The 13,808-nt window shown below is 61.8% G+C and carries 11 protein-coding genes and 2 pseudogenes; 2 read left to right on the top strand and 11 right to left on the bottom strand.

Annotated features, from left to right (window positions below; all coding sequences use genetic code 11):
- Positions 1 to 217 precede the first annotated feature (217 nt).
- The gene (locus tag IWW33_RS07630; RefSeq protein ID WP_039603841.1) at positions 218 to 571 is read left to right on the top strand and encodes a BON domain-containing protein; all 354 of its coding nucleotides are present in this window, start codon (positions 218 to 220) and stop codon (positions 569 to 571) included.
- A gap of 76 nt (positions 572 to 647) precedes the next feature.
- Here the strand turns inward: IWW33_RS07630 and IWW33_RS07625 are convergent, their stop codons facing one another.
- Positions 648 to 950, bottom strand: coding sequence for a putative quinol monooxygenase (locus tag IWW33_RS07625; RefSeq protein ID WP_046788158.1), 303 nt, complete (start codon positions 948 to 950; stop codon positions 648 to 650).
- A gap of 60 nt (positions 951 to 1,010) precedes the next feature.
- Between IWW33_RS07625 and IWW33_RS07620 the strand changes: the two genes are divergently transcribed.
- Positions 1,011 to 1,424, top strand: coding sequence for a VOC family protein (locus tag IWW33_RS07620; RefSeq protein ID WP_046788159.1), 414 nt, complete (start codon positions 1,011 to 1,013; stop codon positions 1,422 to 1,424).
- Between the two features lie 134 nt (positions 1,425 to 1,558).
- Here IWW33_RS07620 and IWW33_RS07615 read toward each other — a convergent pair whose 3' ends face one another.
- The 10 genes and pseudogenes from IWW33_RS07615 to IWW33_RS07570 all read right to left on the bottom strand — a co-directional run bounded on the left by IWW33_RS07615 (position 1,559) and on the right by IWW33_RS07570 (position 13,427).
- Entirely contained in the window at positions 1,559 to 4,495 is a 2,937-nt protein-coding gene (locus IWW33_RS07615; protein WP_174142454.1) for a DUF748 domain-containing protein, read from the bottom strand.
- Positions 4,496 to 4,575: 80 nt separating this feature from the next.
- Positions 4,576 to 5,445 carry an oxygenase MpaB family protein gene (locus IWW33_RS07610; RefSeq protein WP_174142452.1) on the bottom strand — a complete coding sequence of 290 codons (870 nt, stop codon included), beginning with the start codon at positions 5,443 to 5,445 and terminating at the stop codon, positions 4,576 to 4,578.
- A gap of 42 nt (positions 5,446 to 5,487) precedes the next feature.
- Entirely contained in the window at positions 5,488 to 7,422 is a 1,935-nt protein-coding gene (gene acs / locus IWW33_RS07605; RefSeq protein WP_174142451.1) for an acetate--CoA ligase, read from the bottom strand.
- A 135-nt stretch (positions 7,423 to 7,557) separates the two neighbouring features.
- Positions 7,558 to 9,222, bottom strand: a complete 1,665-nt coding sequence (gene pgi, locus IWW33_RS07600; RefSeq protein WP_012312664.1) for a glucose-6-phosphate isomerase — start codon at positions 9,220 to 9,222, stop codon at positions 7,558 to 7,560.
- Positions 9,223 to 9,364: 142 nt separating this feature from the next.
- The gene (gene panC / locus IWW33_RS07595) at positions 9,365 to 10,228 is read right to left on the bottom strand and encodes a pantoate--beta-alanine ligase (protein WP_119688255.1); all 864 of its coding nucleotides are present in this window, start codon (positions 10,226 to 10,228) and stop codon (positions 9,365 to 9,367) included.
- Entirely contained in the window at positions 10,225 to 11,025 is an 801-nt protein-coding gene (gene panB, locus IWW33_RS07590; protein WP_046788164.1) for a 3-methyl-2-oxobutanoate hydroxymethyltransferase, read from the bottom strand. The genes panC and panB overlap by 4 nt, the downstream gene beginning before the upstream one ends.
- A 263-nt stretch (positions 11,026 to 11,288) precedes the next feature.
- Positions 11,289 to 11,768, bottom strand: coding sequence for a 2-amino-4-hydroxy-6-hydroxymethyldihydropteridine diphosphokinase (gene folK, locus IWW33_RS07585; RefSeq protein WP_012312667.1), 480 nt, complete (start codon positions 11,766 to 11,768; stop codon positions 11,289 to 11,291).
- Positions 11,765 to 11,959, bottom strand: a pseudogene (locus IWW33_RS07580) (polynucleotide adenylyltransferase PcnB); the annotation flags it as partial. The gene folK and the pseudogene IWW33_RS07580, both read right to left, overlap by 4 nt.
- Before the next feature lie 2 nt (positions 11,960 to 11,961).
- Positions 11,962 to 12,042 (bottom strand): annotated as a pseudogene (locus tag IWW33_RS07575) (2-amino-4-hydroxy-6-hydroxymethyldihydropteridine diphosphokinase); the annotation flags it as partial.
- The gene (locus tag IWW33_RS07570; RefSeq protein ID WP_115273547.1) at positions 12,039 to 13,427 is read right to left on the bottom strand and encodes a polynucleotide adenylyltransferase PcnB; all 1,389 of its coding nucleotides are present in this window, start codon (positions 13,425 to 13,427) and stop codon (positions 12,039 to 12,041) included. The pseudogene IWW33_RS07575 and the gene IWW33_RS07570, both read right to left, overlap by 4 nt.
- Positions 13,428 to 13,808 lie beyond the last annotated feature (381 nt).

The raw sequence follows: 13,808 nt of genomic DNA, 5'->3' as shown, positions 1-13,808 counted from the left end.
ATTGTCTGCACGGAACCTTTTGCACACTTGCATCTTGCACGCAGATTTACCTCGCAGGTTGCAATTTGCACGATTGGCGACTTGTTCTGATTTTATTAAGTTATTGATATGAAAGGAAAAATTTAAATATTAAAACCTGGCACAGCCCGTGCAACTACCTTCATACCTGCCGCCAGGACATACGGCGCAGACCTTTCGAAAAACAGGAGTGACTCACATGAAGAAGTTCGCCATTGCTGCCGCTACTGCTACCGCCCTGACCCTGACCATGGCTAATGGTGCGTTCGCCGCCGAGCCTGTCCAGGCTCCAGTCATGCTGGCTGCCAACGACACTGTGGACAACATGCAACAGGAAGGCTCCGACACTTGGATCACCACCAAAGTCAAAGCTGACCTGATGACTGAAAAAGGCGTTCCAGGCAGTGACATCAAAGTCGAAACCAGCCAAGGCGTCGTGTCGCTGTCTTCTGACGTGAAGGTCACCGATTCTCAGAAAGAAGAAGCGGTCCGCATTGCCAAGAACATCAAGGGCGTCAAGAGCGTCATGTCTGATGGTCTGAAGTCCGAATAAGGAATGTCCCGTCGGCCAAAGGATCTGGCCACCTTTCAAAACAGCCCCGGCCTTGGCCGGGGCTTTTCGTTACCGCTCAATTCACTGGGTTACGCGCGATAACGTTGCTTTCGAAATACTCCTGCTCGGCGATCAGAGGCTCTACAAGGGGGCGGCTGTCACGAAAGTGCGCAGTGCGGGTATGCGCTTCATATGCCTCGTCGTCGCGGTAGATTTCGTACAGGTAGATCACCTCCGGATCGACCCGGTCCTGTGACACATCGAACACCAGGCACCCGGGTTCCGTGGCCACGGAGGCGGCAGCGTTTACCTTGATGGCCGTGAGAAAGCGTTCGGCGCAACCAGGCTTGACGCGCGTCTTGATGAACAAGCTATACACATGAAGCTCCTTTTGTTTTAAATTCTATTATGAATTGTATACAAAAATGGAGTCGCGCTAATGTCTGAATTACCTGCACGCCCCGGTCGTCTCAATGGCCTGCGCCATATCGCCCTGCTGGTGCCCAACCTTGAAGAGTGCGAGCGTTTCTATGTCGATGTGCTGGGCATGGAGGTGTTGAATCGGGCCAACGAGGATCTGGTCTACTTGACGTGTGGTAACGACAACCTCTCGCTGGGGCGGGGGGCAGGGGCTGCCAATGGCCTGCAGACGCTGGATCACTACGGCTTCATCGTCGACAGCGTGGAGGAATTGGAGGCCTGGTATCAGTACTTCAAGGCTCGTGGGGTGACCTTGCTGGACCGGCCCTTCAATCATGGGGATGGCGCGCGCAGCTTCCACTTGCTGGACCCGGCAGGCAACAAGGTGCAGCCGCTGTACCACCCGGCGGTATCCGGGCAGCGGCTTTCGTAGGAGCGGCCTTGTGTCGCGAAAGGGCTGCGCAGCAGTCCCAGGATAGCTGTGGCGCCGCTGATATCCTGGGGCCGCTTTGCGGCCCTTTCGCGACGCAAGGCCGCCCCTACAGGGCGCGTCAGGGCAGACATTGTTTACTCGGCATCCAGATGCATCGGCGTAATCACCCGGCCATCTTTCTCAGCCTGTCCAAGGCTTGTATCAATGAAATACACCCGGTCATCCTCAAGCTTGCCCTTGTCGACTAGGTAGTCCTTGATACTGCTGGCCCGCTCCTGGCCCAGGGTGCGCAGCAATGCGGCGCTTTCGGCCCATGACTTGATCACCGCCTCGCGCAGCCTGGCGGTGCGCTCCTCGCGGCTCAGCTGTTCCCAGTCGGCCGGCGGTTGCTGTTTCAGACGGGTACGGTAGATGCCTTCGAGCATGGCCGGTTTGTCGCTGTCGTCGACCACCAGCATGGAGGCGTTGGCCGGCACCTTGTCGCCACGGCGTTGCAGGATCTTGTACCAGGTGGCCTGATACTCCCGCTCCAGGCGCTGCTGAGCGAGCAGTGGGCCATCACTGCTCTGGGCACTGGTGCCTTCGATTTCCAGGCGCAGCTCGGGGCGCTCCTTGAGGGCCGAGGCGAGTTTGTCCAGGGCCGATTGTGCATCGCCACTGAGCTCGCTGGAACCTGGGGCGAACGATACGTTGCCGAGGTCTTGCGAGCCGCCGCCAGCAATCAGCCCGCCGATGAATTTGAAAGGCGCCTGAGCCGCACGCAGCACCAGGTTGCGCAATGTCTGCCAGACGATAGGCATGACGCTGAATTGCGGGTTGTTGAGGTCGCCGGTCACCGGCAGCTCGATCGAAATCTTGCCTTCGGTGTCTTTGAGCAGCGCGACCGCCAAGCGAATGGGCAGGTCGACCGCATCCGGGCTATCGACCTTCTCACCCAACTGCAATTGCTCGACCACCAGCTTGTTCTCGGCCTTCAATTGGCCATTGGTGATCAGGTAGTGCAGGTCGAGGTTCAGGCGGCCCTTGCGGATACGGAAGCCGGCGAACTTGCCAGAGTAGGGCGTCAGCGTGGTCAGCTCGACACGTTTGAAGCTGGTGGCGATATCCAGGCTTGCCATCGGGTTGAACGGGTTCAGCGCGCCTTTGATGGTAACCGGTGCATAACGGTCGACCTTGCCCTTGATGTCGACCTTGGCCGGCGCCGGCTTGCGGTTGTCGATGGTGCCGATCTGGCCGTTGAGCTGCTGCACCGCCGTGGCGAAGTTAGGTGTCAGAGTGAGGTCGGCAAAGTTGGCTGAACCATCGTTGATGCTGATCTGCCCGATGCGGATGCCCAGCGGCTTGCTGCTTTGGGTGCTGGCCGGCTTGGCTTGGCTTGGCGCGGGGGCATTGGCAGGCTGCGGGATCAGCAGGTCATCGACATTGGTGGTGCGGTCTTCGTTGATGATGAAGCGGGCATAGGGCTGCAGCAGGGTTACCTTGTCGATCGACAGGGCATCACCGTGCACATAGGCCAGGCCGTCCACATTCACCTGTTGCCATTTGACGAAGTCGCGGTTCTTGATGGTGTCCAGGGTGTGCAACTGGTTGACCTGCGCCTTGCCGGCCACGGTGAAGGCCAGTGGTTCGGTGCCTTTGAGGTCGACCTTGAGGTCGCTGGCAAGCATGCCGCTGCGCAGCTCCAGGCGGATGAACGGACTGATATAGGCCTGCGCAATACGCAGGTCGATGTCGCGTGTGCTGACATCGAGCCTGGCGCTGACCGGCGCCAGGTTGACCTCGCCACTGGCCTGCAACTTGCCCTGCTTGCCAATGCCGGTGTCGAGCTTGAGGGTGAAGGGTGAATGGTTGAGGCTGTCGAAACCCTGCATGTCGACGTTCAGAGGCCCAACGTCCAGCGCAACTGGCTCTTTCTGGCTACGGTCGGCCAGGTGCACCTGATAATTGCGCAGCTGAACGTCCTTGAGTAGCACTTGCCATGGCTTGCCTGGTTCCTTGGCTGCCTTGTCGTTGGCAGCCGGTTCTGCGGCGGCCGGCTCTGCCTTTTCCGTCGGCGTGGGCTTGGCCGGCTGGCTGGCGAAGAGTTTCTGCCAGTCGAGCTGGCCGTCCTGCTCCAGGGCGGCCCAGGTTTCCAGTTTTTCACTGCGGATCTTGCCCACGGTAACCCGCTGTTTGGCCAGGTCGATGCTGGTTTCGCTGACATCGAGGCTCGCCAGGCGTACCAGTGGGCGACCATCTGGCGCCTTTATGGCGAATGGCGCGACACGTACCGAGGTGTTGTCCAGCAGCAGCTCGGTTTCCTTGGACAGGTTGAGCGTGTAGTGCGTGTCGAGGTTGACCACGCCGTCCTCCAGCACCAGCGGCACGGCATCGCGAACGTAGGGCCAGAACAGCTTCATCTTGCCGTCGGTGATTTTCAGAGTGCCCTTTGAAGCTATAGGCGCAAGGCTCAAGGTGCCGTTCCAGTCGATGCGCCCACCGTTAGGGCCCAATGCCACCAACGTCATGTCAGCGTTGTCGTCCGGCAAGGTGCTGAGGTTTTTCAGCTCCAGGTTCATGTCGTCGTAGATGAATTCGATCGGCTCGCTTGGACGCGCATCGGCAAAATGCAGGTAGCCAGCGCTGAGCTTGATGCTGCCGATGCGCAAGGGGAACGGATCGGATGCAGGCTCTTCAGCTTTGGGTTCGCTGGCTGGCAGCTTGAACAGCTGGGTGAGGTTGAGCGTGCCGTCCTTGGCGAACAGCACTTCGTTGCGGGGTTTGTCGAGTTCGATCGCCTGCAGGTGCAGGGCGCCGCTCCACAGGCTGTCGAGCGCAAGGTTCGCATACAGCCGCTCAAACCCTACCTGTTCTTTGCCCGGTTCGCCGATCTGCAGGCCCCACAGCGTCAGCTCGAGGCTGAACGGGTTGAGCTCGATACGCTGAAGGTGCGCCGGCAGTGTGGCGTATTGGGCCAACTGCTGGTTGGCGATGCGCAGGGCAACGCCAGGAACGATGAGGAAGCCAAGCAGGCTGTAGAGGGCCACGAGAGCCAACAGGGCGCCGAGGGCGCGAGTCAATCCTTTGTACATGTGTCGCTTCGTCTGTCCAGGCAGGAGAGCTTGGAGTATGGCAGGTTAAATCGGTTCCGCTGGGGGCGCGGCATTTGCGCTCACTCGATCCCCATGCGCCTTTTGGCGCGATGCGCCGAACCGTCCCGCATGGCCCAACGCAGTACCGGGGCGGTGCGGCTTAGCCCCAAACGGATCATGCGCTGCTGCAGCGGGCCCTGATGCAGGCCGAGCATGGCCTGGGCCCAGGCCGGCAACAGGTCGATACCCGCTTGCAGCATCAACCTGCCAACCGGCTGGGCAAGACGGCTCGGCGCAGGGGCCTGAAGCAGGATCTCGATCACTTCCAGGCTGCGCGCGTCGCAGTGCAATTGAGGGCGCATACGCTGCAGGTACTCGTCGACCTGCTGGCATGAGCGGGGCACATTGCGGGCACCAAGGCGTTCGGCGATCAGGGCGATTTCGTCGTAATAGGCATCCTGCTCGGTGCGTGACAGCTGCGGGTCGCGATAGCGCAGGTGGGCCGCGAGGAAGCTGCTGACTTCGGCCACATGTACCCAGGTCAGCAGATCGGGGTCGCTGGCAGCGTATGGACGGCCATCGGGCGCAGTTCCGGTCACTTGCAGGTGAATGGTGCGCACCTTGTCGATCAGCCACTCGGCGTCACGGGTCGAGCCGAATGTCGTACCCGAAATGAATTGGCTGGTGCGACGCAAGCGGCCGAGCAGGTCCTGGCGAAAGTTGGAGTGATCCCAAACGCCCGCCAGTGCCAGCGGGTGCAGCAGTTGCAGCATCAGGGCGCTGATACCGCCAACCAGCATGCTGGGGAAATCACCATGCACCCGCCAGCTCATGCTGTGCGGGCCGAACAGGCCGGGGTCACCTTTTGGGGATTCCAGGTCGAGCTGGCCGAGGGCCAGCCCGGTGAGGCTCATGACCTGGGTTTCGATACGGCGGCGTAGGGCTTCCATGGTGACCTGTCGTTCAGGGCGGCCATGAACAGGTGCCGCCGGCTATTGGTTGAGGCGTTTGTCGATCAACCCCTGCACCACGCTCGGGTCAGCCAGGGTCGAGGTGTCGCCCAGGGTGTCGAGTTCGTTGCAGGCGATCTTGCGCAGTATACGCCGCATGATCTTGCCCGAGCGGGTCTTGGGCAAGGCCGGCGCCCACTGGATCAGCTCGGGTTTGGCGAAGCTGCCGATTTCCTTGCTGACCAGTGCCAACAGTTCCGCTTTCAGGGCATCGTCCGCTGTCACGCCGTTCATGGTCGTCACGAACGCATACACACCCTGGCCCTTGAGATCATGGGGGTAACCGACCACTGCGGCCTCGGCGACGCTTTCGTGCAATACCAGTGCGCTTTCCACTTCAGCGGTGCCGATGCGGTGGCCGGAAACGTTGATCACATCATCGATGCGGCCGGTGATCCAGTAGTCGCCATCGGCATCGCGGCGGGCACCGTCGCCGGTGAAGTAATAGCCTGGCATGGGTTTGAAGTAGGTGTCGACCATGCGTTGGTGGTCGCCGTAGACGCTACGGATCTGCCCCGGCCAACTGGCCTTTATCGCCAGCAGGCCGGCGCCGGGCCCTTCGATCGGCTTGCCTTGGTCATCCAGCAGCACCGGTTGCACGCCAAACATCGGTTGTGTCGCACAACCTGGCTTGAGCTTCTGCGTGCCGGGCAGCGGGGTGAGCATGATGCCGCCGGTTTCGGTTTGCCACCAGGTGTCGACGATGGGGCAGCGTTTTTGGCCGACCTCCTCGAAGTACCATTCCCACGCCTCTGGGTTGATCGGCTCGCCGACGCTGCCGAGCAGGCGCAGGCTCTTGCGCGACGTACCCTGCAACGGGCCAGAACCTTCACGCATCAGCGCCCGCAGTGCGGTGGGCGCGGTATAGAAGATATTGACCTTGTGCTTGTCCACCACCTGCCAGAACCGCGAGGTGTCCGGGTAGTTGGGAACGCCCTCGAACATCAGTGAAACCGCGCCGTTGGCCAGCGGGCCATAGACGATGTAACTGTGGCCGGTGACCCAGCCCACGTCGGCGGTGCACCAGAACACCTCGCCGTCGCGGTAGTCGAACACCACCTTGAAGGTCATGGTGGCCTGCAGCAGGTAACCGGCGGTGGTGTGCAGCACGCCCTTGGGCTTGCCGGTGCTGCCGGAGGTGTAGAGGATGAACAGCGGGTCTTCGGCCTCCATGGGTTCAGGTGGGCAGTCGTCACCCGCGTTTTCCGTTGCCTGGTCATACCAGAGGTCGCGGCCCTCGCTCCAGGCTACATCGGTACCGGTACGGCGCACCACCAATACGCTACTGACGTCCGGGCAACTGGCCATTGCCTTGTCGACATTCTGCTTGAGCGGGATGCGTTTGCCGCCGCGCACGCCCTCATCGGCGGTGATCACGGTGCGGCAGTCAGCATCGAGAATGCGGTCGCGCAACGCATCCGGGGAGAAGCCGCCGAACACCACCGAGTGGATCGCGCCAATCCGCGTGCAGGCAAGCATGGCGTAGGCGGCTTCGGGGATCATCGGCATGTAGATGCATACCCGGTCGCCTTTCTTCACGCCACGTGCCTTGAGTGCATTGGCCAGGCGACAGACCTGGCGGTGCAACTCCTGGTAGGTGATGGCCTTGGAGTCCGCAGGATCGTCGCCTTCCCACAGCAGTGCGGTCTGCTCGCCGCGCTGGGCCAGATGGCGATCGATGCAGTTGTAGCTGACGTTCAGCTGCGCACCTGCGAACCAGCGGGCTTCGCCGGTCTTAAGGTCGCATTGCTGTACCCTGGACCACGGTTTGATCCAGGCCAGGCGTTTGGCCTGTTCGGCCCAGAAGGTGTCGGGGGCTTCGACCGACTGGCGGTAGAGGCGGCTGTAGTCGTCGGTAGAAAGGCTGGCGGACTGGCTGACGGCCAGGGCCTGGGGGTAGTCGCGTATATCGAACATGGCAGGTGGTCCTTTGCTCTTGTCGGGGCGGTGGACTGCAACGGCTATTCGATTGGACAGTGTAGCTGGAAGAGGTGTTCAACCTGTGCCGGCGTCTTCGCGGGCTGGCCACGAAGACGCCGGCATCGGCATCGGTCAGCCGCGGTGACGGCCGCGGAAGTAGTTGATCAGGCCTTGGGTGGAACCATCTTCGGCGCTGTCTTCCAGGCTGCCGACGATACGCTGGTAGACACCCTTGCCCAGCTCCTTGCCCAGTTCCACGCCCCACTGGTCGAAGGCGTTGATGCCCCAGATCACGCTCTGCACGAACACCTTGTGCTCATACATCGCCACCAGCGCGCCAAGGCGACGCGGGCTGATGCGTTCGACCACAAGGGTGTTGCTCGGGCGGTTGCCCGGGATCACCTTGTGTGGAGCGAGTTTTTCGATGTCGGCTTCATTCAGGCCCTTTTGGCGCAATTCGGCCTCGGCCTCCTCACGCGTTTTGCCCAGCATCAGCGCCTGGCTTTGCGACAGGCAGTTGGCGTACAGCCACTGATGGTGGTCGGCAACCGGGTTGAAGCTCACCACCGGGACAATGAAGTCGGCCGGGATCAGTTGGGTGCCTTGGTGCAGCAACTGGTGGTAGGCGTGCTGGCCGTTGCAGCCGACGCCGCCCCAGATCACCGGGCCGGTATCGGTCTTCACCGGCGTACCGTCGGTCAGCACGCTCTTGCCGTTGGACTCCATGTCCAGCTGCTGCAGGTGTTTGGTGATGTTGCGCAGATAATGATCGTAAGGGAGGATCGCGTGGCTGCGGGCACCCCAGAAATTACCGTACCAGACGCCCAGCAGGGCCAGCAGCACCGGCATGTTTTTCTCGAACGGCGCGGTCTGGAAGTGCTGGTCCATGGTGTAGGCACCCGACAGCAGTTCCTTGAAGTTGGCGGTACCGATGGCCAGGGCGATCGGCAGGCCGATGGCCGACCACAGCGAATAGCGCCCGCCGACCCAGTCCCACATGGGGAAGATGTTCTCTTCGCGGATGCCGAAGGCTACGGCGGCAGCCTTGTTGCTGGATACGGCGATGAAGTGGCGATACAGCTCGGCTTCCGAACCGCCCTGGGCCAGGTACCAGGTACGTGCGGCCATGGCGTTTTTCAGGGTCTCGAGGGTGTTGAACGACTTGGACGAGACGATGAACAAGGTGGTTTCGGCGCGCAGGTTGGCCGACAGCTCATGGAACTCACTGCCATCGATGTTGGCCAGGTAGTGGCAGCGCACGCCGCGCTGGGCGTAGGGCAGCAGCGCCTCGGAAACCAGTTCAGGGCCCAGGAAAGAACCGCCGATGCCGATATTGACCACATCGGTGATCGGCTTCTCACTGTAGCCACGCCACAGCCCGTCATGAATACGCCCCACCAGCTCGGTGATCTGGTTGAGTACCTTGTGCACCTCGGGCATCACGTTGACGCCGTTGACGCTGAGCTTGTCACCCACCGGGCGGCGCAGGGCGGTGTGCAGCACCGGACGGCCTTCGGAGGCGTTGATGATTTCGCCGCTGAACATCGACTTGATCGCATCCTGCAGGCCGACTTGTTCGGCCAGCTGCACCAGCAGGTCGCGGCTTTGTTCGTTGATCAGGTTTTTCGAGTAGTCGAGGAACAGGCCGCAGCAGCTCAGGGAAAACTCGTCGAAGCGCTTGGAGTCGGCGGCGAAGGCTTCGCGCATGCTGAAATCCTGCATGGCGTCGCGGTGCTGCTGGAGGGCCTGCCAGGCTGGCAGGGCCGTAACATCATGGGGTGTCCGGTAATACGCCATTGCGCAGAATTCCTTGTTGCGTAGTGTGGCCTTGGACAGGGGCGTCATGGCCAGGTTCAGGCTGGCCATCATTATAGGCATTGGTTGCGCGCAGGGAATGGGGCGGGGAGGGGAATTTGGGGCTGCAGGGCAGCCCCCGGCATCATGCAGTCTTTTCGTCCAGATGCACGTAAAGGTTGTCGATAAGCCGCGTGTTACCCAGGTAGGCCGCCACCAGAATCACCAGGTCCCGGTCATCGACCATCGCTGGGCGAAGGGTCAGCGCATGGCGTACCTGCAGATAGTCCGGGCGCAGGCCGGCCGCTGTCAGCTGAGCCTGCCCATCGGCAACCAGCGCTGCAAAGTCGCGCTGGCCACGGCTGATGGCGTCGCCGATCTGCTGTAGCGTGCGGTACACAACCGGGGCGGTAGCACGCTGTTCTGCCGTCAGGTAACCATTACGCGACGACAGCGCCAGGCCATCCTCGGCGCGCACGGTCGGCTCGCCGATGATCTGGATCGGCATGTTCAGGTCACGCACCATGGCGCGAATCACCGCCAGTTGCTGGTAGTCCTTTTCGCCGAACACCGCAAGATCGGGCTGCACCATGTTGAACAGCTTGCTGACCACGGTGGCTACGCCCTCGAAATGCCCCGGGCGGCTTGCGCCACACAGGCCTTCGGAAAGGTTCGGCACGCTGACGCGGGTCTGCACGGCCATACCGTCGGGGTACATCTCTTCGACAGTGGGAGCGAACAGCAGATTGCAGCCAGCCTGGAGCAGGCGCTCTTGGTCGGCGGCGAGGGTGCGTGGGTACTTGTCGAGGTCTTCGTTGGCGCCGAACTGCAGCGGGTTGACGAAGATGCTGGCAACGACGAAGTCGGCACGTTGGGCCGCTGTGGTCACCAGCGCAGCATGGCCGCTGTGCAGGTTGCCCATGGTTGGCACGAAGCCGATACGCTTGCCCTCGCCACGGGCGCGCGCAATGGCTGCGCGCAGTTCACGGACGGTCTTGACTGTGTTCATGCGCTGAATCCGTGCTCGCTCGCTGGGAAACTGACGTCTTTGACAGCCTTGACGTAGGCGGTAAGTGCGCTCGCGATGTCCGGTTGGCCGACCATGAAGTTCTTCACGAACTTTGGTACCCGACCGCTAAGGGACAAGCCCAGCATGTCGTGCAGGACCAGCACCTGGCCGTCGGTAGCGTTGCCGGCTCCGATGCCGATCACTGGGATGCTCACGGCCTGGGTAATCTCTGCGGCCAATTCGCTGGGTACGCATTCGAGCAACAGCATGGCGGCACCGGCCTGTTCCAGGGCGATGGCATCGGCGCGCATCTGCCGTGCCTGGGCTTCCTGGCGCCCCTGCACTTTATAACCGCCCAGAACGTTGACGGTTTGCGGGGTCAGGCCCATGTGAGCGCACACCGGCACACCGCGCTCGGCCAGCAGGCGAATGGTCTCGCCCAGCCAGGCAGCGCCTTCAAGCTTGATCATGTGGGCGCCGGCCTGCATCAGCGTGGCGCAGTTGGCGAAGGCCTGCTCGGGGGTGGCATGGGCCATGAAGGGCAGGTCGGCAAGAATCAGCGCACCCTCGTTGCCGCGTTTGACGCAGGCGGTGTGGTAGGCCATTTCCGCCGTGGTGACGGGCAGCGTGCTGTCATGGCCCTGCAGGACCATCCCCAAGGAGTCGCCCACCAGCAACACTTCGACGCCGGCCTGGCTTGCAGCCTTGGCAAAGGTAGCGTCGTAGCAGGTCAGCATGGTGATCTTTTCACCCTTGGCCTTGAGGCCGTGCAGGGTGGTCAGGGTTACTTCAGGCATGTAGGAAAATCCTCGTTCAGGCGCTGTGAAAAACGACCGCCAACAACGCGTGTAGTCATCTTCCGGAGCGGCACATCATCGCGTGTGATGTTCGGGGCACAGGTCCGTCCGGGCCTAAATACGGGTATGCGGCACTTTGGTGCCACACGGGACGCCTATAGTCGTGAGCGAGGTGGGGGAAGTCAATCACCCTGTTACCGCATTGTTACGAACAGGGTGTTACTGGCGTTACCGCCCTTGGAGAAAGGCCCCAAGCGCCTGGGCTACAGGCGTTCCAGGCCGACAAACGGGCAGGCTTGGAGCAACTGGGCAAGCGGGCGGCCGTCGGCCAGGTGAAAGTCGTCTGCCACCAGTTCGGCCAGTGGGTACAGCACGAAGGGGCGGGCATGCATGTGGTAGTGCGGCACCTGCAGGCGTGGCACATCGATGACGTGGTCGCCGAACAGCAAGATGTCCAGGTCGAGCGTGCGTGGGCCCCAGCGTTCCTTGCGTACACGGCCCTGTTCATTCTCGATGGCCTGCAGGGCGTCCAGCAGGTCCAGGGGGGCGAGAGAGGTATCCAGGGCGGCGACAGCGTTGGTGTAACGCGGCTGGCCAGGCAGCAGGGAGTCGCTGGTGTACAGGGCAGAGGCCGCCACCAGACGGGTGCTCGCGACCCGGTCCAGCGCCTGCAGGGCGTTGCCCAGTTGCTCGGCAGGCGCATCCAGGTTGCTGCCAAGGCCGATGTAGGCGCGAGTGGTCACTCGAACGCCTCATCGCCACCACGTTTGCGCTTGCTGTTGCTGCGCTTGCGCTTGCGTGGGCCGGCCCCGGTGCCTTCATCACGGCTGCCCAGCTCGCGGATCATCTCGCGGCGCTCGGAGTCGCTGGCATCCTGGTAATCGGTCCACCACTGGCCAAGGTCGTCGGTTTCTTCGCCTGCGCTCTCGCGCAGCCCAGCGCCTGCAGGGCGTTGCCCAGTTGCTCGGCAGGCGCATCCAGGTTGCTGCCAAGGCCGATGTAGGCGCGAGTGGTCACTCGAACGCCTCATCGCCACCACGTTTGCGCTTGCTGTTGCTGCGCTTGCGCTTGCGTGGGCCGGCCCCGGTGCCTTCATCACGGCTGCCCAGCTCGCGGATCATCTCGCGGCGCTCGGAGTCGCTGGCATCCTGGTAATCGGTCCACCACTGGCCAAGGTCGTCGGTTTCTTCGCCTGCGCTCTCGCGCAGCAGGAGGAAATCGTAGCCGGCACGGAAGCGTGGGTTGTCGAGCAGCAGGTCGGCGCGTTTGCCGCTGCGTCGTGGCAGGCGCTCCTGCATGTCCCAGATCTCGCGGATAGGCAAGGTGAAACGCTTCGGAATGGCAATGCGCGCACACTGTTCGGCAATCAGGTCGTGGGCTGCGCCATTCATGGCCGGGATCGGCGGTACACCCTGGTTTTGCAGGTGCAGTACGCGGCTTGGCAGGGCTGGCCAGAGCAGGGCGGCGAACAGGAAGGCCGGGGTCACCGGTTTGCCTTGCTTGATACGCAGGTCAGTGTTGCTCAGCGCCTGGCTGATCAGGGTATGGGTGTAGGTCGGGCGCTCTTCCAGTGCATGCGCACTGGCCGGGAACAGCGGCTCGAACAATGCCAGGTCGACCAGCATCTCGAAGACGATCGCGCCTTGGCCGGACAGGAACAGCTTGAGGCATTCCTCGAACAGCCGCGCAGGCGGGATTTCGCGCAGCAGCGGTGCCAGGCCGCGGATCGGCTGGAAAGTGTGCTTTTCGATGCCGAAGTCGAGTTTGGCGGCAAAACGCACCGCACGCAGCATGCGTACCGGGTCTTCCTGGTAGCGATGCGTCGGGTCACCGATCAAGCGCAACAGGCGGTTGCGTACGTCGTGCACGCCGTTGGCGTAATCGAGGACGCGTTCGCTGACCGGGTCGTAGTACAGGGCGTTGATGGTGAAGTCGCGGCGTTGCGCGTCCTCTTCCAGGCTGCCATATACGTTGTCACGCAGAATGCGACCACTGGCATTGTGCGACGAGCGGTGACTGTCACCTTGGTCGTCTTCTGAGTGATGGGCACGGAAGGTCGCGACTTCGATGATTTCACGGCCGAAATGCACGTGAACCAGCTTGAAGCGACGGCCGATGATGCGCGCATTGCGGAACTCGGCACGTACCTGCTCAGGTGTTGCGCTGGTGGCGACGTCGAAGTCCTTGGGCGTGATGCCCAGCATCAGGTCGCGCACGCAACCACCGACCAGGTAGGCCTGGTAGCCCGCGCCTTGCAGGCGCTCGACGATATTCACCGCATGGCGGCTGAACTGGTGGCGCTGCAGCGAGTGTTGGCTCTTGTTGATCACCTCAGGCGTGGTGCGCTTGTGGTGCTGGCCCGGTACGGGAGGGCGGAAAGACTGGAACAGCTTCTTCAGCATGGGATGCACTGTGTGAAGGAATGTTCGGCCAAGAATAGGAGAATGGCCGCATGATGGGCGGGGATTCTAGCATTTACTCGGGGAATGGTGTAGGCGGTAGCAGGATGGACTGCCAGAAGGGAGAAACGACAAGGGGAGCCTAAGCTCCCCAAGAAGTCGTTGCGTGCTCTTATTGTTTTTATGCCGGGCTTCTTGTTTTTGTTGAGTGCCCTGCCCACAAATCTCAAAGCTTGTGGACGACCCCCAATCCAGGGGTTAAGAGCAAACGGATTGCTTTGGCCGCTGATGTCACGCTGATCATTCGATCCAACCAGTTCAGGCGCTGCTTTTTAGTGCAGTTTTTGTTGTTCTCTGCCTGGTCGTGGGGCAAGCCCCAAACAC

Origin of the sequence: Pseudomonas sp. M2 (assembly GCF_015751845.1) — a bacterium.
GTDB classification, from domain to species: Bacteria; Pseudomonadota; Gammaproteobacteria; order Pseudomonadales; family Pseudomonadaceae; genus Aquipseudomonas; species Aquipseudomonas putida_E.
This window is presented reverse-complemented; position numbering and strand designations above follow the sequence as displayed.

Excerpts from the sequence above, each read along its gene's own strand:
- IWW33_RS07630 (WP_039603841.1), top strand. The coding sequence starts at position 218 with ATGAAGAAGTTCGCCATTGCTGCCGCTACTGCTACCGCCCTGACCCTG.
- IWW33_RS07620 (WP_046788159.1), top strand. The coding sequence starts at position 1,011 with ATGTCTGAATTACCTGCACGCCCCGGTCGTCTCAATGGCCTGCGCCAT.
- IWW33_RS07615 (WP_174142454.1), bottom strand. The coding sequence starts at position 4,495 with ATGTACAAAGGATTGACTCGCGCCCTCGGCGCCCTGTTGGCTCTCGTG.
- IWW33_RS07610 (WP_174142452.1), bottom strand. The coding sequence starts at position 5,445 with ATGGAAGCCCTACGCCGCCGTATCGAAACCCAGGTCATGAGCCTCACC.
- acs (WP_174142451.1), bottom strand. The coding sequence starts at position 7,422 with ATGTTCGATATACGCGACTACCCCCAGGCCCTGGCCGTCAGCCAGTCC.
- pgi (WP_012312664.1), bottom strand. The coding sequence starts at position 9,222 with ATGGCGTATTACCGGACACCCCATGATGTTACGGCCCTGCCAGCCTGG.
- panC (WP_119688255.1), bottom strand. The coding sequence starts at position 10,228 with ATGAACACAGTCAAGACCGTCCGTGAACTGCGCGCAGCCATTGCGCGC.
- panB (WP_046788164.1), bottom strand. The coding sequence starts at position 11,025 with ATGCCTGAAGTAACCCTGACCACCCTGCACGGCCTCAAGGCCAAGGGT.
- IWW33_RS07570 (WP_115273547.1), bottom strand. The coding sequence starts at position 13,427 with ATGCTGAAGAAGCTGTTCCAGTCTTTCCGCCCTCCCGTACCGGGCCAG.